This is a genomic window from Pseudoduganella sp. R-31 (assembly GCF_049913235.1).
Classification (GTDB): Bacteria; Pseudomonadota; Gammaproteobacteria; order Burkholderiales; family Burkholderiaceae_D; genus Rugamonas.
Window position 1 is genome coordinate 2,143,773 of the sequence record NZ_CP183986.1, and the last position, 21,018, is coordinate 2,164,790.

24 protein-coding genes are annotated in these 21,018 nt (G+C 60.6%); 17 read left to right on the plus strand and 7 right to left on the minus strand.

Features of this window, described 5'->3' with window-relative positions; genetic code table 11:
- Positions 1–91 precede the first annotated feature (91 nt).
- From ACN9MY_RS09755 to ACN9MY_RS09770, 4 genes are all read left to right on the plus strand, one after another.
- Positions 92–319, plus strand: coding sequence for a sulfurtransferase TusA family protein (locus tag ACN9MY_RS09755; RefSeq protein ID WP_426172164.1), 228 nt, complete (start codon positions 92–94; stop codon positions 317–319).
- 147 nt (positions 320–466) lie between these two features.
- Positions 467–1,216: an electron transfer flavoprotein subunit beta/FixA family protein gene (locus ACN9MY_RS09760; RefSeq protein WP_057261578.1), complete on the plus strand. Its 750-nt coding sequence runs from the start codon at positions 467–469 to the stop codon at positions 1,214–1,216.
- A gap of 84 nt (positions 1,217–1,300) precedes the next feature.
- On the plus strand, positions 1,301–2,233 hold the full coding sequence (locus ACN9MY_RS09765) for an electron transfer flavoprotein subunit alpha/FixB family protein (RefSeq protein WP_426322032.1): 933 nt from the start codon (positions 1,301–1,303) through the stop codon (positions 2,231–2,233).
- A 121-nt stretch (positions 2,234–2,354) separates the two neighbouring features.
- Positions 2,355–4,145 (plus strand): acyl-CoA dehydrogenase, encoded by a 1,791-nt coding sequence (locus tag ACN9MY_RS09770; protein WP_426337226.1) that lies wholly within the window; start codon positions 2,355–2,357, stop codon positions 4,143–4,145.
- 29 nt (positions 4,146–4,174) lie between these two features.
- On the opposite strand, the gene ACN9MY_RS09775 is transcribed toward ACN9MY_RS09770, so the two are convergent.
- The 4 genes from ACN9MY_RS09775 to ACN9MY_RS09790 all read right to left on the minus strand — a co-directional run bounded on the left by ACN9MY_RS09775 (position 4,175) and on the right by ACN9MY_RS09790 (position 7,402).
- Entirely contained in the window at positions 4,175–5,233 is a 1,059-nt protein-coding gene (locus ACN9MY_RS09775) for a bifunctional transcriptional activator/DNA repair enzyme AdaA (RefSeq protein WP_426170214.1), read from the minus strand.
- Positions 5,220–5,414 (minus strand): hypothetical protein, encoded by a 195-nt coding sequence (locus ACN9MY_RS09780; RefSeq protein WP_426170216.1) that lies wholly within the window; start codon positions 5,412–5,414, stop codon positions 5,220–5,222. Before ACN9MY_RS09780 ends, ACN9MY_RS09775 begins: the two co-directional genes overlap by 14 nt.
- A 93-nt stretch (positions 5,415–5,507) precedes the next feature.
- A complete protein-coding gene (locus tag ACN9MY_RS09785; protein WP_426170219.1) occupies positions 5,508–6,416 on the minus strand; it encodes a polysaccharide deacetylase family protein in 909 nt (302 codons plus the stop codon).
- Complete coding sequence (locus ACN9MY_RS09790; RefSeq protein WP_426337227.1) at positions 6,413–7,402, minus strand: proline dehydrogenase family protein; 990 nt, start codon at positions 7,400–7,402, stop codon at positions 6,413–6,415. The genes ACN9MY_RS09785 and ACN9MY_RS09790 overlap by 4 nt, the downstream gene beginning before the upstream one ends.
- Positions 7,403–7,462: 60 nt before the next feature.
- Between ACN9MY_RS09790 and ACN9MY_RS09795 the strand changes: the two genes are divergently transcribed.
- A complete protein-coding gene (locus ACN9MY_RS09795) occupies positions 7,463–8,083 on the plus strand; it encodes a LysE family translocator (RefSeq protein ID WP_426170224.1) in 621 nt (206 codons plus the stop codon).
- On the opposite strand, the gene ACN9MY_RS09800 is transcribed toward ACN9MY_RS09795, so the two are convergent.
- Complete coding sequence (locus ACN9MY_RS09800; RefSeq protein WP_426322041.1) at positions 8,080–8,493, minus strand: glycine zipper 2TM domain-containing protein; 414 nt, start codon at positions 8,491–8,493, stop codon at positions 8,080–8,082. The two genes, ACN9MY_RS09795 and ACN9MY_RS09800, sit on opposite strands and share 4 nt — an antisense overlap.
- 147 nt (positions 8,494–8,640) lie before the next feature.
- Between ACN9MY_RS09800 and ACN9MY_RS09805 the strand changes: the two genes are divergently transcribed.
- From ACN9MY_RS09805 to ACN9MY_RS09815, 3 genes are read left to right on the plus strand one after another with little or no spacing between them, the layout of a single operon-like run.
- A complete protein-coding gene (locus ACN9MY_RS09805) occupies positions 8,641–9,576 on the plus strand; it encodes a glycosyltransferase (RefSeq protein ID WP_426322043.1) in 936 nt (311 codons plus the stop codon).
- A 4-nt stretch (positions 9,577–9,580) separates the two neighbouring features.
- Positions 9,581–9,964, plus strand: a complete 384-nt coding sequence (locus ACN9MY_RS09810; RefSeq protein WP_426322045.1) for a GtrA family protein — start codon at positions 9,581–9,583, stop codon at positions 9,962–9,964.
- Positions 9,957–11,756 carry an ArnT family glycosyltransferase gene (locus tag ACN9MY_RS09815; protein WP_426337228.1) on the plus strand — a complete coding sequence of 600 codons (1,800 nt, stop codon included), beginning with the start codon at positions 9,957–9,959 and terminating at the stop codon, positions 11,754–11,756. The genes ACN9MY_RS09810 and ACN9MY_RS09815 overlap by 8 nt, the downstream gene beginning before the upstream one ends.
- Here ACN9MY_RS09815 and ACN9MY_RS09820 read toward each other — a convergent pair.
- Positions 11,753–12,169, minus strand: a complete 417-nt coding sequence (locus tag ACN9MY_RS09820) for a hypothetical protein (RefSeq protein WP_426337229.1) — start codon at positions 12,167–12,169, stop codon at positions 11,753–11,755. The genes ACN9MY_RS09815 and ACN9MY_RS09820 overlap by 4 nt on opposite strands.
- Before the next feature lie 186 nt (positions 12,170–12,355).
- On the opposite strand from ACN9MY_RS09820, the gene rpsP reads away from it, so the two are divergent.
- From rpsP to ACN9MY_RS09865, 9 genes are all read left to right on the plus strand, one after another.
- Complete coding sequence (rpsP, locus tag ACN9MY_RS09825) at positions 12,356–12,601, plus strand: 30S ribosomal protein S16 (protein WP_057261569.1); 246 nt, start codon at positions 12,356–12,358, stop codon at positions 12,599–12,601.
- Positions 12,602–12,616: 15 nt separating this feature from the next.
- The gene (gene rimM, locus ACN9MY_RS09830) at positions 12,617–13,159 is read left to right on the plus strand and encodes a ribosome maturation factor RimM (RefSeq protein ID WP_426170238.1); all 543 of its coding nucleotides are present in this window, start codon (positions 12,617–12,619) and stop codon (positions 13,157–13,159) included.
- Positions 13,160–13,173: 14 nt separating this feature from the next.
- Positions 13,174–13,920, plus strand: a complete 747-nt coding sequence (gene trmD / locus ACN9MY_RS09835; protein ID WP_426322051.1) for a tRNA (guanosine(37)-N1)-methyltransferase TrmD — start codon at positions 13,174–13,176, stop codon at positions 13,918–13,920.
- Positions 13,921–14,025: 105 nt separating this feature from the next.
- Positions 14,026–14,406, plus strand: coding sequence for a 50S ribosomal protein L19 (rplS, locus tag ACN9MY_RS09840; protein ID WP_426170243.1), 381 nt, complete (start codon positions 14,026–14,028; stop codon positions 14,404–14,406).
- Positions 14,407–14,480: 74 nt separating this feature from the next.
- Positions 14,481–15,143, plus strand: a complete 663-nt coding sequence (locus tag ACN9MY_RS09845) for a CoA pyrophosphatase (protein WP_426170246.1) — start codon at positions 14,481–14,483, stop codon at positions 15,141–15,143.
- A gap of 44 nt (positions 15,144–15,187) precedes the next feature.
- Entirely contained in the window at positions 15,188–16,147 is a 960-nt protein-coding gene (locus ACN9MY_RS09850; protein WP_426337230.1) for a CobD/CbiB family protein, read from the plus strand.
- An 82-nt stretch (positions 16,148–16,229) separates the two neighbouring features.
- Positions 16,230–16,535 (plus strand): DUF3579 domain-containing protein, encoded by a 306-nt coding sequence (locus ACN9MY_RS09855; protein ID WP_055936782.1) that lies wholly within the window; start codon positions 16,230–16,232, stop codon positions 16,533–16,535.
- Positions 16,536–16,575: 40 nt separating this feature from the next.
- Positions 16,576–19,269 carry a M16 family metallopeptidase gene (locus ACN9MY_RS09860; protein WP_426337231.1) on the plus strand — a complete coding sequence of 898 codons (2,694 nt, stop codon included), beginning with the start codon at positions 16,576–16,578 and terminating at the stop codon, positions 19,267–19,269.
- The gene (locus ACN9MY_RS09865; protein ID WP_426337232.1) at positions 19,266–20,060 is read left to right on the plus strand and encodes a hypothetical protein; all 795 of its coding nucleotides are present in this window, start codon (positions 19,266–19,268) and stop codon (positions 20,058–20,060) included. The genes ACN9MY_RS09860 and ACN9MY_RS09865 overlap by 4 nt, the downstream gene beginning before the upstream one ends.
- 3 nt (positions 20,061–20,063) lie before the next feature.
- Here the strand turns inward: ACN9MY_RS09865 and ACN9MY_RS09870 are convergent, their stop codons facing one another.
- Positions 20,064–20,804 carry a GntR family transcriptional regulator gene (locus ACN9MY_RS09870; protein WP_426322060.1) on the minus strand — a complete coding sequence of 247 codons (741 nt, stop codon included), beginning with the start codon at positions 20,802–20,804 and terminating at the stop codon, positions 20,064–20,066.
- Positions 20,805–21,018: the final 214 nt, after the last annotated feature.

Below are 21,018 nucleotides of genomic sequence, written 5' to 3' on the forward strand. Positions count from 1 at the left end.
TCAGACGCACAAAATTGGAGTAGTATGTCGGAACCAGTTGTACAGAAGCGAGATATTGATGAGCGAAACTCTTACTCTCGAGTCCGAGACCATGGAATTTCATAAGGACCTCGACGCCCGCGGCCTGAATTGCCCGCTGCCTATTCTGAAAGCCAAGAAAGCCTTGGCGGAATTGGAAAGCGGCCAGGTGTTGCGTATCGTGGCTACCGATCCAGGGTCAGTGCGTGACTTCCAGGCCTTTGCCAAGCAGACTGGCAATGCACTCTTGTCCTACGTCCAGCAGGGCACTGAATTTACGTTTTTGATGCGCCGCAAGTAAAAACTGCGGTATGCTACCGGTTGCTGATTTTCGGCGCCGGATTGTATTCAAAAAACGCACGATCGTGCTTTTATTCGATCAGTGATATCGAATTCCAATATAATCTAGCCCACTAATTTTACTTATCTCTTTTTCAAAGGCACACCTATGAAAGTCCTGGTACCTGTCAAGCGCGTCGTCGACTTCAACGTGAAAGTGCGCGTCAAATCCGACGGCACTGGCGTAGATATCGCCAACGTCAAAATGTCGATGAACCCGTTCGACGAGATCGCACTGGAAGAAGCGACCCGCCTGAAAGAAGCTGGCAAAGTAACCGAAGTGGTTGCCGTGTCCGCCGGCGTGACCCAATGCCAGGAAACCCTGCGCACCGGCATGGCGATCGGCGCCGACCGCGGCATCCTGATCGAAACCGGCGTTGAACTGGAGCCGCTGGCTGTAGCCAAGCTGCTGAAGGCCGTTGCCGACAAAGAGCAACCGCAACTGATCATCCTGGGCAAGCAGGCTATCGACGACGACTCCAACCAGGTTGGCCAGATGCTGGCAGCGCTGCTGGGCTGGCCGCAAGCGACCTTCGCGTCGAAGGTTGAGCTGGGCGACGGCAAAGTCACCGTGACCCGCGAAGTGGACGGCGGCCTGGAAACCCTGGCGCTGCAACTGCCAGCCATCGTGACCACCGACCTGCGCCTGAACGAGCCGCGCTATGTGACCCTGCCTAACATCATGAAGGCGAAGAAGAAGCCGCTGGATACCGTCAAGCCGGAAGACCTGGGCGTCGACGTGACCCCGCGCCTGAAAACCCTGAAAGTGGCCGAGCCTGCCAAGCGTTCCGCTGGTATCAAAGTGCCTGACGTAGCGACCCTGGTGTCCAAGCTGCGCACCGAAGCTAAAGTCATCTAATTATTTGCTAAAACCGGAACTGCAGGTGTCTGACCCATTGGGTCAGACACCGGTCTGCCGGTTTTCACTCAAGGAAAAAATATCATGGTCGCACTCGTAATCGCAGAACACGACAACGCATCCCTGAAGGGCAGCACCCTCCACACCGTTACCGCCGCCGCCAAATGCGCAGGCGAAGTGCACGTGCTGGTCGCTGGCTCGAATGCCGGCGCCGCTGCTGCCGCCGCTGCCAAGATCGCTGGCGTCACCAAGGTGCTGCACGCAGACGCAGCTTACTTCGCGGACGGCCTGGCCGAAAACGTCTCCGAGCAGATCCTGGCGATCGCTGGTGGCTACACCCACATCCTGGCTCCGGCAACCGCTTACGGCAAGAACATCCTGCCGCGCGTTGCCGCCAAGCTGGACGTGGCTCAGATCTCCGAAATCACCAAGGTTGACGCGCCTGATACCTTCGAGCGCCCAATCTACGCCGGCAATGCGATCGCGTACGTGCAATCGTCGGACAAGGTCAAGGTGATCACCGTACGTAGCACCGGCTTCGACGCTGCTGCTGCCGAAGGCGGTTCCGCTGCTGTGGAAAGCGTGGCTGCAGCCGCTGATTTCGGCAAGTCCGCTTTCGTTGGCCGCGAAGTGGCCAAGTCGGACCGTCCGGAACTGACCGCTGCCAAGATCATCGTTTCCGGTGGCCGCGGCATGGGCTCCGCTGACGCCTTCAAGATCCTGGAACCACTGGCCGACAAGCTGAACGCCGCCATGGGCGCATCGCGCGCTGCGGTGGACGCAGGTTTCGTGCCGAACGACTGGCAGGTTGGCCAGACCGGCAAGATCGTTGCTCCTTCCCTCTACATCGCCGTCGGTATCTCCGGCGCGATCCAGCACCTGGCTGGCATGAAGGACTCCAAGGTCATCGTGGCTGTGAACAAAGACCCTGAAGCTCCAATCTTCTCCGTTGCCGACTACGGCATCGTGGGCGACCTGTTCGAGGTTGTGCCTCAACTGGTCAAGGAACTGGGTTAAACCGGTAAAGCAGTGTCAGACCCTCAGGGTCTGACACTGGCTCGCGACGGCCGCCTGATCGGGGTCTGACCCTTGGGTCAGACCCCGTTTTTCAGGTTTCTGGAGATTTTTGGAGACATCAATGAGCTATCAAGCCCCAATGAAAGACATGCTGTTCGTGATGAACGAACTGGCAAACCTGGCTGGCGTGTCCGCGCTGCCAGGCTGTGAAGATGCAAACGCGGAAACCGCGGAAGCCGTGCTGGAAGAAAACGCGAAGTTCGTGAGCGGCGTGATCGCCCCGCTGAACCACGCGGCTGACAAGGAACCAAGCTCCTGGGCCGACGGCAAGGTAACCACCTCGAAAGGCTTCAAGGAAGCCTTCAAGCAGTTCGCGGAGGCCGGCTGGCAAGGCCTGCAGCACCCGACGGAATTCGGCGGCCAGGGCCTGCCGAAGCTGATCGGCACCCCGTGCGTGGAAATGCTGCACGGCTCGAACCTGTCGTTCGCGCTGGTGGCGCTGCTGTCCGACGGCGCGATCGAAGCGCTGCTGACCGCCGGTTCCGACGAGCAGAAGGCGACCTACCTGGAGCCGCTGGTGACCGGCAAGTGGACCGGCACCATGAACCTGACCGAGCCGCAGGCCGGCTCCGACCTGGCTGCCGTGCGCACCCGCGCCGTGCCGCAGGGCGACGGCACCTACAAAGTATTCGGCACCAAGATCTTCATCACCTACGGTGAGCACGACATGGCCGAGAACATCATCCACTTGGTGCTGGCGCGTACTCCTGATGCGCCTCCTGGCGTGAAGGGCATCTCGCTGTTCATCGTGCCGAAGTTCATGGTCAACGCCGACGGTTCGCTGGGCGAGCGCAACGACGCGCACTGCGTGTCGATCGAACACAAGCTGGGCATCAAGGCTTCCCCAACCGCCGTGCTGCAATTCGGCGACAATGGCGGCGCCGTTGGCTACCTGGTGGGCGAAGAGAACCGCGGCCTGGAATACATGTTCATCATGATGAACGCGGCCCGCTTCGGCGTCGGCATGCAGGGCGTGGGCCTGGCGGAGCGCGCTTACCAGCAGGCTGTGACCTTCGCCAAGGACCGCGTGCAGTCGCGCGACCTGAACGGCTCTCCAGCCGGCGTGGCGATCATCAACCATCCGGACGTGCGCCGCATGCTGATGTCGATGCGCGCCCAGACCGAAGCGGCGCGTGCGCTGGCTTACGTGGCTGCCGGCATCCACGACGTGGCTCATCACCACGCCGATGCGGAAGTCCGCGCTGCGAACCAGGCTGTCTACGAATACCTGGTGCCGATCGTGAAGGGTTGGTCGACCGAGATGTCCGAGAACGTGACCCGCGACGGCGTGCAGGTGCACGGCGGCATGGGCTTCATCGAAGAAACCGGCGCGGCGCAGCACTACCGCGACGCCAAGATCCTGACCATCTATGAAGGCACCACCGCGATCCAGGCCAATGACCTGATCGGCCGCAAGACCGTGCGCGATGGCGGCGCTTTGGCCAAGTCGATCATTGCCCAGGTGCGCGCGACTGCCGAAGAACTGGCTGGCGTGAACAGTCCTGACTTCGCGGCGATCCGCAAGCACCTGGTGCAGGGCGCAGACGACCTGGAAGCGGTGGTGGACTTCGTCGTCAACCACGCCAAGTCGGATATCAAGGGCGTATTCTCCGGCTCCGTGCTGTACCTGAAGCTGGCCGGTATCGTGTTCGGCGGCTGGCAGATGGGCCGTGCTGCGCTGATCGCGCAGTCCAAGCTGTCGGCAGGGGAGGGCGATGCTTCGTTCTTCCACGCCAAGATCGTGACCGCGCGTTTCTTCGCGGACCACATCCTGTCCGGTTCCACCGGCATGCGCACCGCCATTGTTGATGGCAGCGCCGGTGTGCTGGGCCTGGACGTCGAGCAGTTCTAAGCCAGAACCATGGTGTCTGATCCAATGGGTCAGACACCGCTTTGCCGGTTCTGCAGTTCATGCGCAAGGAGCCACTCCTTGCGCGCCAATCCCCCTCCGTATCCCGTCAGCGAACCATCCTTGCCGATAATCCGGTGGCAGGGAATGATGATCGCAATCCGGTTCGCCCCATTCGCTCCAGCTACCGCCCGCACCGAGTTGGGTGCACCCAGGCGCGCTGCCAGGTCGGCATAATGCGTCACTTCCCCGAACTTCATTGCGCGCAAGGCATCCCAGACGCCGCGCTGGAAATCGCTGCCCGGTGCGTCCAGCGCCACGCTGAACTGCTGACGTTTGCCTTCGAAGTATTCCGCGATCTGGGTCTCGGCTTCTCGCGTGTGTGCGTTTTCTCCGGCCAGGATGCGCGCCTTGAACAGGCGCTGCAAATCGCGGAACTCGGTTTCCAGCATGCGTCGGTCGGTGAATTCCAGTAAGCACACGCCGTTCTCGCTGGCGCAGACAAACATTGGCCCAAGCGGCGTCGCAAAGCGGTGCAGCACTAGTTGCTGTGCGCCCTGGCTGGGCGCATTGCCGGTCATCTTCTTGTAGGTATAGGCGAAGCCGCTGAGCGATTCGTAACCGCTGTCGAGCGCTACTTCGGTGGCGCTGCGACCCTCCTTCAGTTCCGTCATGGCCAGGTTGATGCGCAACATGCGCTGGTAGGCCTGGAAGCTGAAACCGTGGTGTTTCTTGAACCAGCGCCGCACCAGTTCCGGGCTGATGCCCAGTTCGCGCAGTTCGGCATCCTGGATGCGCCGCTTGGGATGTTCCCGCACCAGCGCGACTGCGCGGGCGACTTGCGGCGGCACGTCGGGTGCATTTTCGGTCGGGCGGCACACCTTGCAGGGGCGGAAGCCAAGCGCCAGCGGCTCCTTGATGTCGGAGAAAAAGTCGACATTTTCCGCCTTCGGTTTGCGCGCGCGGCAGGTCGGCAGGCAGAAGATGCCGGTGGTCTTGACCGCTGCATAAAAAGCGCCGACATGCTCGGGCGAGCGCGCGACCAGGGCCTGGTAGCAGCGCTGGATGTCGGCGGGATCAGTGAATTTCATCGGCGAACAGGGGCGAGAAGGATTGCTGGTGGCGGGTCGACTCAAGCATGGCCTGCAGTTGCCGCGTCATGGCGCCGTGCACGAAGTTGCCCATGCTGAAACGGGCGGCAGCATACGCGCGGCCACGGGCAACGGTTTCCTCAAGCGCCGCAGCGCGCCAGGCAAAGAAAAATAGAGGCATGAAATGGATTCCGGTTGCAGTGATGGCTGGAGCTTAGCGAGGCTCCAGCTTTGGCGACAACCGAAAAACAGACGACTATTTTTATGCCGGGCGTTACAGTCCTTTCTTTGCCAGTTCGGCGATTTCGTAATCGCCGTCATCGACCAGGCGCTCCCCTCCAGGCGTCAACCCCAATCCCAGGGTGCGCCCCAGCGACAGCAACTGGCTCTGTCCTGCGGCCTTGCGCACCGGCTCCAGCATGTAGACCGGATCGGCAAACGCTTCCGCCGGCGTGATGATCTTCCAGCCCATTTCCTTGAACTGTGCCAGCACGTCGTCCAGCCACAGCGCGTTGAGCAGGTTGTGGTGCAGCAGCAGGACTTGCGAAATATCGCGCCCCTGCAGTTGCTGCGACAGCTCGCGGTAAGCCAGCGCGCGTTGCCTGACGTGGGTCAGGTAAGCGGTCCGGATAGCGCTGATGTCGGCATTTGGATCCTTCTTCAGTACTTGCTCCAGCTTTTCGTTAAGGCGCCAATCGCTGGTGTCCAGGCTCACGCGAGCGTTGCGGTAACCATGGTCGCGCAGGAAGGTGCGCATGCCGTCGATCTTTTCAGGCGTGTTCCCCTCGCGCAGGTAAGTGAAGCGCAGCCATTTCTGGTAGCCGGGCTGGGTGCTGATCAAGCGGTCGCATTCCATCACCTGGCGCTGGTACTCGGCCAGTGGGATTCTTTCCAGGTCCGGATGGGTCACGGTGTGATTGCCGATGGCATGGCCCGCCTTGCTCCAGGCTTGCAGCAGCGGCAGGCCTTGCGGCGTGTTGGCGCCGAAGCCGGAGGTGACGAACAGCGCGGCCTGCACGCGGTGCTTGGCCAGCGCATCCAGAATGGCCTGGTTGCGTTCCGGGGCCGACATGCGGGGCGTGCTGCCTGCGTTCGGACCATCATCGATCGTGATGGCTACCGATTGCGCTTGCGCTGCGCTGGCAGCGGCCAGTGCAGCGGCGGCGAGAAGGCGGCGCATCATGCGGCACCCAATGCGTCAATGACGGCCTGGTAGACGCGTACGGGTTCCTCAGAGATGCGGTTCAATACGTACAGGAAGTACTCCTTTCCAAAAACTGCGTATTCACGCGTCGGAAATCCGGCGTCGCGCAGGTGGGCGATGTTCTGCTCGCCCAAGCCTATCAGGGATTCGAATTCATAGGGGCCTGCGGCGATGCCTTCTGCGCGGATCATCGCCGTCAGCTCATCCTGGATCGCCCGGTCATGCGTGGCAATCGAACATTTGTGGCCGCTGCGCAGCAACAGTGCGGCATAGCGGCGATAGGCCGATGCCAGTTCGGGACTATTGCGGGGATAAGCAATTTCCACCGGTTCGAACATCGCGCCTTTGACCAGGCGGATGCGGCCGGGATGGCGCAGCAGCGCGGGGAGATCGTTGGCGGTGCGATGCAGCTTGGCCGGTACCGTGATGCCGACGTTCGACAGGCCATCCTTTTCGTGCAGGCGGCCGTAGATCTCGTAAATGCCGGACGTGCGGTCCGAGGCCTCCATCGAGATCATCACTTCCTGCCCGATTTCACTGGCGGCGCGCGCGATGCGGCGCGCGTTCTGGTAGCCCAGTTCGGGATCGACCAGCGAGCCGACGTGGGACAAGTCGAAGGAGATCGAGCAATCAAGACGCTGCTCGCCGATGGCCTGGACCAGCTGCAAGAAGACGCCAGTCTCCGCATTGGCGAAGGCTTCGTTACGCACGCTCTCGCCCATGTATTCGGCGGAAGCGCGGTGCCCGTTCTGGTTGATCATGGCAGCGCGCACGATCGCGTCCGACACGGTGCTGCCGGCAACGTAGCGCTGCGACACGCGGTCCATGTAAGGGCGCAGCAGCGGGTCTTCGAGGAATCGGGCCTTGGCATCTTCATTGACGGCCAGTTCGCGCAAGGCGCTGGCCGCCCGGTCGACCAGGGGTTGCCACTGGGGCGGGAAATGCGGCGTGGTATTGTCTGTCACGGTGTCTCCTTGCGCGTTTGGACGTTGTATATTAACTAAAATTTCAATATGGAGCCGGCCATGGATGCTTCAACCCTCATGCTGTTCGTGCCTGCCTGTTTTGCGCTGAACATGGCGCCGGGGCCGAACAACCTGCTATCGGTCAGCAATGCCACGCGCTATGGCTTTCGGCGCTCCTGCCTGGCTGGTGCCGGGCGACTGGTGGCATTTGCGGGAATGATCGCCTTGGCATCGGCAGGGCTGGCAGCGGTGCTGCATACTTCGGAGCTGCTGTTCTACGGGATCAAGACCGTCGGCGCGATCTACTTGTTATACCTGGCCTGGCAATTGTGGCGCGCGCAGCCGGGCGTGCAGGTGGACAACGCTGCGTCGGCGCCAGGCTGGTGGCAGTTGGCGCGGCAGGAGTTTTTTGTCGCATCGGGCAATCCGAAAGCGATCCTGATCTTCACGGCGTTCTTGCCGCAGTTCGTCGATCCCGCCGGGCCGGTAGGCGCACAGTTCTTTGTGCTCGGGGTGTTGTTCCTGCTGCTGGAAGTGGTGGCGCTGGCAGCTTACGCCTGGATGGGCGCACGCCTGCAGAGGTGGTTTGCGCAACCGCGCGGGAAGAGGGTATTCAACCGGATTTGCGCCGGCCTGCTGGCCGGCGCGGGGATGGGCTTACTGCTGTCGCGAAGGACTTAGATGCGGTTCAGGCCGCCGTGCTCGCGCTTGACGTGGTCGCCGTTACGCAGGTTTGGATCGTTCTTCAGGACGACGGTGCCGACCTTGCCGGTTTCGTAGCGGACAGTCACGTGCCATTCCTTGACCTTGTTCATCTTGCCTTCGATCTTCTTGCCAGCGTAAGCGCCGCCTGCAGCGCCAGCAACGGTGGCCAGGGTCTTGCCGGTGCCGCCGCCAACCTGGTGGCCCAGCAGGCCGCCAGCAATACCGCCGGCAACGATGCCGGCTGCGCTGCCTTCGCCGTCTTTTTCGATCATTTTCACTGCGGTCACAGTGCCGCAATCAGCGCAAACAGCGCGCTTTGGCTGTGCGTAAGCGCCAGTCACCGTTACGGCCAGGATGGCTGGCAAGAGGAATTTAATTACTTTCATATGGGTTCTCCAAAAGCGTTGTGGTGTTGGTGAGTATAGGCCATTAGTTTCCTTCTGGAATGCTAATTTGTGACAAGGCGTTGCAGAGGGTGATATGTAAGAACGGCTATAATCGCGGATTGTTAATGCCTTAATTGATTTTTTACTATGATTGGCCAGTCATCCGCGCGCGTCGCAATTTTGGTGCCTTGTTACAATGAGGCGCTTACCATCGAAGCCATCGTGCACGATTTTCGCGCTAGTTTGCCGCAAGCGACAATCTACGTCTTCGACAATAATTCAACCGACGGCACCGCCGAGATTGCCCGTCGTGCAGGAGCCAGCGTGCGCCTGGTACCGCATCAGGGCAAGGGCAGCGTTGTACGCCGCATGTTCGCCGATATCGAGGCTGATGCCTACATTATGGTGGACGGTGACGACACTTATGATGCCGCGATTGCCCCACAATTGGTCGCTAAGCTGTTTGATGAAGGCCTGGACATGGTGGTTGGGAATCGTGTCACCGAGGAACAGGCTGCCTATCGCCTGGGACACCGCTTCGGTAACAACCTGCTGACCGGCTGTGTGTCCATGTTGTTCGGACGTACCTTTACCGACATCCTGTCCGGTTATCGCGTGTTTTCTCGCCGCTACGTAAAATCGTTTGCCGCCCATTCCACAGGTTTCGAAATCGAGACCGAGCTGACGGTGCATGCCCTCGAGTTGCGCATGCCGGTGGCAGAGGTCGAGACCGTATACAAGGCTCGGCCAGAGGGCTCCTTCAGCAAACTCAATACCTACCGGGACGGATGGCGCATCTTGATGACCATCTTGCGCCTGTTTAAGTCGGAGCGCCCGTTGGCATTCTTTGGCATCGGTTTTATGGCTTGCTTCCTGCTTTCGGTCGGCTTGGCCGTGCCACTACTAAGCGTCTATTGGGATACTGGGTTGGTACCGCGACAGCCTACCGCCGTATTGTGCTCGGCCATCATGCTGTTTGGCGTGGTGCTGCTGGTCTGCGGCATTGTCCTTGATGCAGTGACCAAGGCGCGTATTGAACAAAAGCGCTTTGCTTACCTGGCTTACCCGGCCCATGGAAACTAAGGGCGTGCGCCAGTTCCTGCGCTTTGGCATCAATGGAGTTGCCGGTGCGGGGGCCGACATGGGCGCTTTGTACCTGGCGCTGGCGTTGGGTTCGGGGCCGTACCTGGGGCGCCTGCTGTCTTTTCTGTTTGCGGTTTGGGTCACCTGGCGGCTGAACCGGCGGTTTACTTTCCGTGCCACGGCATCGGTCTGGCGTGAATGGTGGCGCTATTTGACGGTCATGGTTGGCGGCGGCGTGATCAACCTGGGCACCTATATGGTGCTGTTGCAGTTTTTGCCTGAAGCGCGCTGGGCACCAGCCGTTGGCGTGGTGGCTGGCTCGCTGGCCGGCATGACTTTCAACTTCATTTCCGCAAAATATTTCGTATTTCGTGAGCTCCATGATTAATAAACTCGTCTACACGCTATCGCATTATTTCGCCTTACTGATCTTCCTGGGGGCATGCTGGGGAGTTGGCCGCGCCATGCTTCGCCGCTGGGCGTCGGAGGTAATCCAGCAGGAACCCGAAGAAGCCCTGCTATGGCATGCCATTGCAGCCACGCTCGGCATGGGACTGTACATATGCGTACTGCAATGGCTGGCTATCGCCGGACAGTTGCGCATGATTCCACTGGTATTAGTGCTGGTGCTCGGCCTCGGTCTATGCCTGGCTGAATGGCGTGCGCTGCAGGGCCGCTGGTGGGCCGCCATGGTTCCGCAATGGCGTGAAGCAAACTGGCCTGCGCGCGGCACCGCCTTGCTGATTGCCTTGATGGTTTTCCCGACCCTCGTCGCTCCGTTGTGTCCGCCAATAGTATGGGATGAGGTGATGTACCACCTGCCGCACGCTCAGGAATGGGCTCGGAGCGGCAGGCTGACTGTCAATGACTGGCTGCGATATCCATGGTTTCCCTATAATGCAAACCTGCTGTTTGCCGGAGCCATGATCGCCTATGACGATGTGATGACCCACCTGATCAGCGCACTGATGGCGTGGCTTACCACCGTTTTGGTATATGTCACCGGCAAACGTTACGCTGGCCAAGGTGTCGCCAGCATCGCCACCCTTATCTACCTGTATTTGACGCGCAGCCTGTACGATAACGCGATGGTCGATGCCGCCGTCACGCTATTCATTTTTGCGGGCTGCCTGGTCTTCTATCGTTGGCAGCAGCAACCTCAGCGGCGCGCATTGCTGGCGATGGCTTGCTTCTTGTTGGGCGTTGCCGTCGGCATCAAGTACCAGGCGTTGCAGTTACTCCCCGTGCCGGCGATCGTTTTGTTGGTGCGGACACGTTCCCCGCGAGACTGGCTCATCGCGGCGGTCGCGCTGCTCCTGCCTTGCGCATACTGGTACGCCCGGAATTATGTGCTGACCGGTGACCCAGTCAATCCAATCGGTGGCAAGCTATTCGGTTTTAGCGATTGGAACCTGGGGGATTTCCAGCATCAATTCGAAGATCTCAAACGCAACGAGGGGTGGCCGGTGTGGTTTATCTGGCCAGCATTGTTGGCGCCTGTGATCGCCAGCGTGCGCCGCTTGCCAGGCGTGCGTGCCGGAAGCATGCTGGCGGCTCTCAGCATTACGTTGTGGTTGCTGAGCTCGCATTACCCGCGCTACCTGATGCCGCTCTATCCTGTCCTGGCACTGTTGGCGGCGGCAGTCTGGTACTGGCTTTTTGTCGCCGTATGGAAGCTGCTGGCCCGTGGGGAAACGTCGAAGCTGCAAAGCAAGGCGGTCGCAGTTTGTGTCGCCTTGGGGCTCCTGGCCGTTCTGCCAGGTGCACTTAAAACCGTACACAGGACCTGGAAGCTTGTTTCGCCGACAACTGCTGCCCGCGAGGCGGTTTTGCAGCAGAGGATTACCGGCTATCCAATGCTGGTCTATCTGCGCGAGCATCCGATGGGCCGTACCTACCAGTTTGGTCTGGAGGACTCAATCTATTACGCTCCACCGCGAACGGGCGGTGACCATTTTGGCCCGGGGCGCTATCGCGATCACGCCGATCTGCCTCCTGCTGACCTGGCCAAAGCCTTGCGTCGTTCCGGTTATGCCAGCCTGTTGATCCATACGGTGCGTTGGCCGGGCATCGAGACCAAGCCGGGATTCGCGCAGTTCTTCACGCTGGTACATCGGGACGGCCCGGTTTCCTTGTACCGGATTGCAGAACCTGCGCCGAGCGCCGCGCCGGCCAATTAACCGTAGATGCCGTCGGTGTAGAGCAGGTCGAACAGGCGGGCGATGGCGGCGATCAGGCCGAAGGCGCCAAACATCAGGGCGGCGACCAGCACGGTCGCCAGCGGCCAGCGCGAGTTCGATTGCTTGCCGCTGCCGGCGTTGAAGGTGGCGTCCCACTTCTCGTCGGGCATCAGGCCCAGCACGAGGGCTTCGAGGACGCCGGCCAGGATCGACAGGATCAACGGCAGCAGCAGGAAGTAGGGATCGGCTTTCGGCCATAATGCAAACACGGCTGCGACGCCGAGCAGGCTGGCGGCGTGCAGCCAGCCCCATTTGTCAGCCAGGCCGCGCAGGTAGAAGCGGTGCAGGCCGATGCCGCCGGCAACAGCGGCGAGCAGGGTGGCGAATGTTTTGTTCTTGTGTAAAACAGACATGATTGCAGCCGAGAAGTCCGAAAAACCGGCAGTATGGCACAACAAAGCTGTTGCCGACGAGGCCAGTTCAGGGGATAATCCCGGATTGTCCAATTCCCCACCAATTTGATTAATCTTGCCGGTTGGAGTTAAAGCGCGCTATAATTTGCGGCTTTTTCCGACTCAGCACACTTTTTTGGAATTATTATGGTCGTTATTCGTTTAGCTCGTGGTGGCGCCAAGAAGCGTCCTTTCTACAACATCGTTGCAACCGATTCCCGCAATCGTCGTGACGGCCGTTTCGTAGAGCGTATCGGCTTCTTCAACCCAATGGCTACCGGCCAAGCAGAAACCTTCCGCGTTGCTGCTGACCGTCTGGCTTACTGGCAAGGCGTTGGCGCTCAGCTGTCCCCAGCTGTTGCCAAGCTGGTTGCTGGCCAGAAGGCTGCTTAATAGTAGCTTCAAGTTTTGAGCAGCAAGACCGCATCTGGGGCGCAAGCCCCGGCTGACCTGGTTCAGGTTGGCTTTGTTTCTGGTGCCTACGGCATCACCGGCGGGGTCCGTGTCCGACCCTTCTCCACCGAAGCAGATGCGCTGCTGCATGCCACCACCTGGTGGCTCGACAAGCCAAGCCTGCGTGACGTTGAAGTCAAGCGGGCTAAGCTGCATGGTGGCGACGTGGTCACCACTATCGTCGGGATGACGGACCGTAACGAAGCAGAAGCGCTGAAGGGTGCATCGGTGTTCGTGTCGCGCGCCGATTTCCCGCAGCTGGAAGACGATGAATACTACTGGGGCGACCTGATCGGCCTGGCAGTTCAGAATCAACAAGGCGAGAGCCTTGGCACGGTCGCGGACATGATGAGCAACGGACCTCAGTCCATCCTGCGCGTCGAGTACGAGGCCGAAGGTAAGGCGCAAGAGCGCCTGATCCCGTTTGTAAGCCAGTTTGTTATCAAGGTGGACAAGGACGCGAAGCAGATCATCGTGGACTGGGGCCTGGATTACTAATCCGGAACCGCACAATGCAATTCGACGTCATTACCCTGTTCCCTGAGATGTTCGCTGCCTTGACGCAGTCCGGCGTGACCCGCCGCGCGTTCGAGCAGAAGCGCTGGGGCCTGTCGCTGTGGAATCCGCGCGATTTCACCACCGACAACCACCGTACCGTGGATGACCGCCCGTATGGCGGTGGCCCGGGGATGGTGATGCTGGCCAAGCCGCTGGAGCAGACCATCGCGGCCGCGAAGCAGCGCCAGGTGGTTTCCGGCCTGCCGGCGCCGCGCGTGGTGTACATGTCGCCGCAAGGCAAGCAGCTGACCCACGAACGCGTGATGCAGCTGAAGCAGGAACCCGGCCTCGTGATCCTGTGCGGCCGTTACGAAGCGGTGGACCAGCGTTTGCTGGACCGCTGCGTCGATGAAGAAATCAGCCTCGGCGATTTTGTGCTGTCCGGCGGCGAGCTGCCTGCCATGGCCCTGATGGATGCCGTGGTGCGCCAGCTGCCAGGCGTGCTGAATACCGATGCCTCCGCAGTCGAAGACTCCTTCGTCAATGGCTTGCTGGATTCGCCGCACTATACGCGGCCAGAAGTTTACGAAGGCGAGGCCGTGCCGCCCGTGCTGTTGGGCGGTAACCACGCCGAGATCGAGAAGTGGCGCCGCGAGCGCATGCTGGAGGCGACGGCGCGCAAGCGTCCCGACCTGCTGGTAAAGGCCCGCGAAGCCGGCCTGCTCTCGAAGAAGGACGAAAAGTTTTTGACGGGTTTATAAAAACCCGTTGTAGTACCGTGGCAGGCATGTTGCCTGCCGTGTTTCAACCCCATCCTCTACCGGGCATCTTTTTGGCGCCGGCAAGATGGTAATAGGAGTTTTAAAATGAACCTGATCCAGCAACTGGAACAAGAAGAAATCGCTCGCCTGGGCAAGAACATCCCTGAGTTCGCCCCTGGCGATACCGTGGTTGTCAACGTGAACGTAGTCGAAGGCACCCGCAAGCGCGCCCAGGCTTACGAAGGCGTTGTTATCGCCCGTCGTAACCGTGGCCTGAACTCGAACTTCATCGTTCGTAAAATCTCGTCCGGCGAAGGCGTTGAGCGTACCTTCCAGCTGTACTCCCCACTGATCGCTTCGATCGAAGTGAAGCGTCGTGGTGACGTTCGCCGCGCCAAGCTGTACTACCTGCGTGAGCGTTCGGGCAAGTCCGCACGTATCAAGGAAAAACTGCCAAACCGCAAAGTTGCGGCAACCGCAGCGTAATCCATACCCCGGTATCGGATTCGGAAAGGACGCCTTCGGGCGTCCTTTTTTTTCAGCTTGGTACAATGCCGCCTATGCCAAAAACACCTTTCGACCCGACTCAGCTACCGATTGAAGCGATTGCCGGCGAAGCCGCGGTGCTGCTGGAGCATCTTGCGCCGGATTGGCTGCGCCAGCGTTTTGCGCAGCCGCCGGAATGGACGCCCGAACCATCCGAGCCGCCGCTTGGCCTGCATCGCGGCGAGCCGACACCGGCTTCCGTGCTGGTGCCCTTGGTGCTGCGCGAGGACGGCGTCTACCTGCTGCTGACGATGCGCACGGCGCATTTGAACGATCATGCAGGGCAGGTGGCGTTTCCCGGCGGCCGTGCCGAGCCTGCCGATGCGGATGCGATCGACACGGCGCTGCGCGAAACCGAGGAGGAGATTGGCCTGGATCGCCGCCATATCGACGTGATCGGCACGCTGCCCTTGTATTACACCGGCACCGGCTATGCAGTGACCCCGGTGGTGGGGCTGGTGACGCCGCCGTTCGAACTGAAGGCCGATCCGTTCGAGGTGGCGGAGATCTTCGAGGTGCCGTTCCAGTTCCTGATGGATGGCGCCAACCACCAGCGCCTGGCGGCCGAACTTCCGAATGGCCGCCGCACTTTTTACGCAATGCCATACCAGAACTATTTTATCTGGGGCGCAACGGCCGGCATGCTGCGCAACCTGTTTCATTTCTTGCGCGCATAAGCTATCGTAGCGGGCATTGTGGTACTGCTAATCAAAGGATTTAGATGACTTTTCTCTCCATTCTCGTGGCCTTGCTGTTTGAGCAACTGAAGCCCCTGCGAGCGGACAACCCGATCTGGGCTGAATTCAAGCGCCTGGCCGTACGCATGGAGCAGTGGTTCAATGCCGGGCATGCGAGCCACGGCCGCATGGGCTGGTTCCTGCTGGTTGGCGCGCTGACGCTGCCGGCCGGCCTGGTGTACTGGCTGTTGCTGCGCTATAACCTGATACTGGCTGCCTTTGCCTGGAATGTGCTGATTGTTTACCTGACACTGGGCTTTCGCCATTACAGCCATTACTTCACGTCGATCCAGCTCGCGCTGAACGCGGGCGACGAGAGCCAGGCGCGTGTGCTGCTCGCAGAGTGGTGCAAGATCGACACCGTCGGCATGGAGCTGACCGAGATTTCCCGCATCGCCGTGGAAAAAGCGCTGGTCACTACCCACCGCAATGTATTCGGCGTGTTCTTCTGGTTCCTGATGCCGCTCGGTCCTTGCGGCGCCATCCTGTACCGCGTATCCGAATACCTGGCGCGCGCCTGGAACGAGCCGGAACACATGCGCCAGGAAGCTTTCGGCATCTTTGCCGCCAAGGCCTTCTACTGGATCGACTGGGTCCCGGCGCGCCTGACTGCCGTAGCTTTCGCCGTGGTCGGCAATTTTGAAGACGCGATCTACGCCTGGCGCAATTTCGCCCACCGCTGGAAGGATGAGGCGATCGGCATCATCCTGTCGGCCGGCGGCGGCGCCATGGGGGTGCGCCTCGGTACCCCGAATGAAAATGCGGCCAAGATCATCCCGTCCGATGCGGCGACCGTGGATATCAGCGACATGGAAGTGGACCAGCTGCCGGGCGACGAGCCGGGCGTGCGCGCCCTGCAAAGCACGGTCGGCCTGGTATGGCGCGCCTTGTTGCTGTGGATGATGCTGCTGCTGTTGCTGTCCGGAGCGGTGTGGCTCGGCTAAAATGACCTGAACCCGGAGCCCCGTTCAAGTCTTCTATAAGATATAATACTGGGGTTCCTTACAGCAACCGGGTTTCAGGTATATGGCCAGCGAGTTCTTCATTCTTGGGCTTACGACCGACGGCAAACAATTCCGTCCAAGCGACTGGGCGGAACGACTGGCCGGCGTGCTGGCGTGCTTCCGCCCGGAAGGCTCTGGCGGCCGCCACGCCCACCTGCAGTTCTCGCCTTACGTCACGCCGACCGTCGTCAATGGCATCAAGGCCGTCGTCGTCAACGAAGGCCTGCGCGAAATCCAGCCGATGGCTTATAACTTCGTTAAGGAATTCGCCAAGGATAACAAGCTGCAGGTCGTCGAGGCTTGTCTGATACCTGACGAAAAAGCTTAAGTGTCGTAGGATAGGGTTTTGCCAACATGAGCAGAACCCCATGCAAATCAAATACGTCGCAGCGCTGCTGCTGACCGCTTCTTCAGCTTTCGCCCAGACCTTGCCCGCCGGTGTCGCCAAAGGCCCTTCGGTCGAAGGCATCACCGAATACCGCCTGCCCAACGGGCTCAAAGTCCTGCTGTTCCCCGATGCGTCGAAACCGACGGTGACCGTCAACGTTACCTACCTGGTCGGCTCGCGCCATGAGAACTATGGCGAGACCGGCATGGCGCACTTGCTGGAGCACCTGATGTTCAAGGGCGCGCCTAACCATCGCAATATCCCGCAGCAGTTCTCCGAACGCGGCATGGAATTCAACGGCACCACTTCGCTGGACCGCACCAACTACTACGAAGTATTCCAGGCCAGCCCGGAAAACCTGAAGTGGGCGCTGGACATGGAAGCCGAGCGCATGACCAAATCCTTCATCGCCAAGAAGGACCTGGATTCGGAAATGACCGTGGTGCGCAACGAGTACGAGAGCGGCGAGAACAGCCCGTTCGAAGTGCTGTACAAGCGCCTGGAAAGCATTGCTTACGACTGGCATAGCTACGGTCGTTCCACCATCGGCAACCGCAGCGATATCGAGAACGTCAAGATCGAGAACCTGCAAGCCTTCTATCGCACCTACTACCAGCCGGATAACGCGGTGCTGCTGGTGGCAGGCAAGTTCGATCCTTCGCAAACGCTGGCCTGGATCAGCAAGACTTTCGGCGCGATCCCGAAGCCGAAGCGCAAGCTGCCGCAATTCTGGACCGTGGAGCCGACCCAGGACGGCGAGCGCCAGTACGCAGTGCACCGCAAGGGCGACGTGCAGATCGTCCTGGTGGGCTACAAGATTCCATCGGGCCTGCATAACGACGCCGATCCGCTGGCCTTCATGGGCCAGGTGCTGGGCGACACGCCAAACGGCCGCCTGCACAAGCAGCTGGTCGAAACCGGCAAGGCGGCACAGGTGTTTGCCATGACCCAGCCCGGCATTGCGCCAAGCCTCCAAGTGTTCGGCGCCGTGGTGAAGATGGGGCAGCCGATCGGGCCGGTGCGCGATGAGCTCATTGCCGCAGTGGAGGGCTTTGCCAAGGCGCCCCCGACCGAAGAGGAAATGGAGCGCACGCGCCGCGAATACAGCAACGCGATTGAAAAGGCGCTGAACAATCCGCAGCAGGTGGGCGTGGCCCTGAGCGACCATATTGCTCTGGGAGACTGGCGGCTGCTGTTCCAGGGCCGCGACGGACTCGCGTCCATCACTTCGGCGCAGGTCGCAGAAGCGGCAGGGCGTTACATGAAGCGCGATAACCGCACTGTCGGTACCTTCGTTCCAGACGACGCGCCTCAGCGCGCGGAAATCGGCGCGGCGCCGACGGCGGCCGAACTGCTCAAGGACTACAAGGGCAAGGCTAGCGCACTGACGTCCGAGAATTTCGATCCGAGCCAGGACAACATCATGGCGCGCACGGAGCTCAAGGAAATCGGCAATCTGAAACTGGCGCTGCTGCCGAAGAAGAATCGCGGCGAGACCGTGGCGGTGGACATGCGACTCCATTGGGGCGACGAAAAGAACCAGTTTGGCAAGCAGATGCTGTCGGCGGCAGCGGACCAGATGCTGGCGCGCGGCACCAGCAAATATTCGCGTGCGCAACTGGCCGATGCGATGTCGAAGCTGAAGATGAGCGGTTCGCTGTACCACTTTGAAACGACGCGCGAGCACCTGCCTGCCGCGCTGCGCCTGGTGGCGCATGTGCTGAAAGACGCTTCATTCCCCGAGACGGAGTTCGAGCAGATGCGCCAGCAATGGATCGTCGGCATCGAGGCTTCGCGCAACGACCCGCAGGCGATGGCCGGCAGGAAGCTGGCCGAATACTTCGACCATTGGCCGAAAGGCGATCCGCGCAGCGTGATGACGCTCGACGAACAGGTCGAGGCGGTCAAGGCGATGAAGCTGGCGGATGTGAAGGCTTACCACGCCGAGTTTTACGGCACCTCGCGCGGCGAGCTGTCGGTGGTAGGGGATTTCGACAAGGCTGAACTGGTCAAGGTGGTGAGCGAGGAACTGGCGGGCTGGCAAAGCAAGGCCGCTTACGCGCCGATCCTGGACAAGCATGTCGAGAAGGCCCCGACCCGCATCACGCTGGATGCACCGGACAAGGAAAACGGCATGTTCGCGGCGCGCATCAACCTTCCGCTGCGCACGGATGACCCGGACTACGCCGCACTGGAGGTGGCGAACTACATCTTCGGCAATGGCGGCCTGAAGTCGCGCCTGATGGACCGGATTCGCCAGAAGGAAGGCTTGTCTTACGGCGGCGGCTCTTCCCTCGATGCGGGCGACCGCGACGATGCGGGCGGCTTCACCATTGAAGCGATTGCAGCGCCGCAGAACATGGTCAAGCTGGAAGCTGCCGTTCGCCAGGAACTGGAGCGCGCCGTAAAGAGCGGCTTCACCGCAGCCGAAGTGGCTGGCGCCAAATCGGGCCTGATGCAGCAGCGCTTGCAGAACCGTTCGAAGGATGATGTGGTGGCAGGCGCCTGGTCGCACTTCCGCTACCTGGATCGCACTTTCGTGTGGAGCAAGGAGTATGAGGCGAAGCTGAAGGCGTTGACCGCGGAGCAGGTGAGCGCGGCCTTCCGCAAGCATATCGATCCTGCCAAGCTGTCGGTGGTGATCGCCAGCGACGCATCGAAAGCCAAGCGATGAAAAGGGCGCTTGCATTGATACTGGCGCTGGCGGCGGGCACTGCGCTGGCCGGTCCTCCGAACCAGTTATACCTGATCAAGCCGGACGGAAACGCTGCGCCGCTTGCGCGCATCGTTTCCGGCGGTTTCGAGTCCCTGAGCCTGGGCGACGACGAAACGGGCAAGCCGCCGCGCTCACTGCATGTCTATCTCGGCGCCCGGCATGCGGGCAAGGTCAAGGTCGGGGCGGCAGCAAGCCCTGACGACAGCGGCTGCAGCGATGGCGAAAGCCTGGCCCTCGCGCCACTGGCCGGCAGTGAGGTGCCGGGCAGCGGCCTGGCCACATCGCGGCCATTGACCTTGCGGCCGGCACGTCCTGAAATTGCCTTGACGCCGACAGATCTGCGAGGGCTTTCCCAGCTTGCCAGTGCGTGGATGGAAAAGCACGGCGTCAAGCGCAAAGATCGTATTGCCGCATTAAAGACACTGGAGGCGAACGAAGCCGGCCAGGCCGTGGCGGTATCGATCAACTACGACAATATCGAGGCGAACCAGATGGTGACGCTGTTCTTCCTGGCCGAAAAGGGCGCAGGCGGGCAATTTTCTCTGGTGTACGAGGACTCTTATGTCGGCCCGCATGGCGAGGCGGAAAAGGCGAACAAGAAGTACCTGGAACACCTGGACCTGGATGCAGATGGTGTGGACGAAGTCGTGATCTCCGGCAGTGCTTATGAATCCTGGTTCTACAGCATACTGAAACGGCAGGGCGGAAAATGGGTGGAGGCCCATAGCCAGGACGGTGGCGGATGTTAATCCTCAGGGCGTGCTGAGCTCCGCCACGAAATCGTACATGTCGCCGCGGAAGATCGAGCGGCAGAATTCCACTGCGCGGCCATCGCGCAGGAAGCCAAGGCGTTCGACGGCCAGGCCGGCGTCGCCTTCCTTGGCCTGCAGCAGCTTGGCCTGTTCGCCTGTCAGCAACAGGGCGGACAGGCGCTGCAGCGCGCGTACCGGCCGGTGGCCCGCCGCTTCCAGCGCCTCGTACATCGACACATCCACTGATTCCAGCGACGGCAGCGCATCGGCAACGATGGTCGCGTATTCGACGCACATCGGCACTTCGTCTGCAAAGCGGATGCGGTGATAGCGGTAGACCGGTGCGCCCGGGCTAAGCCGCAGGCGCAGGGCCTCTTCCGGCGTTACCGTGCCTTCCGATTTCTTCAGCCACACGCTGCGCGGCGTGCGGCCGCGCGAACGCATATCCTCCGAGAAGGACGTCAGCTTGGCGAAGTTCTTTTCAATGCGTGTGTTGATGAAATTGCCGGAACCTGGCCGCCGTACCAGCAAGCCTTCTTCCACCAGGCCGTCGATGGCCTTGCGCACTGTGATGCGGGAGATATTCAGGTCGGCCGCCAGCACACGTTCGGCCGGCAGGGCCTCGTCGGGGCCGAACACATGCAGGTTGATCGCTTCACGCAAGGCGCGTTGCAAAAGCTGGTAAAGCGGCTGGCTACTGGTCTGCACCAGGTCTTGCATGATCTGCGCGAGCGATGCCATTTAGTCTCCCTTTTTGTGTGCGGCTGATAATACCAAAAAAAGACCTTATGACCAGCGGTATGCTGCCACTCGCATCCGGCTTCCCCCTTGGATAGCGCTAACAGCAGCGCTTTCTAGCCAAAGTGGTATGTCTTTTCAGTACAACATGTGAAAAAAATATGTAAATTGGTAGTGTTCTGGTATTCAATCGGGGTATATTGGCGTCCAATTGGTT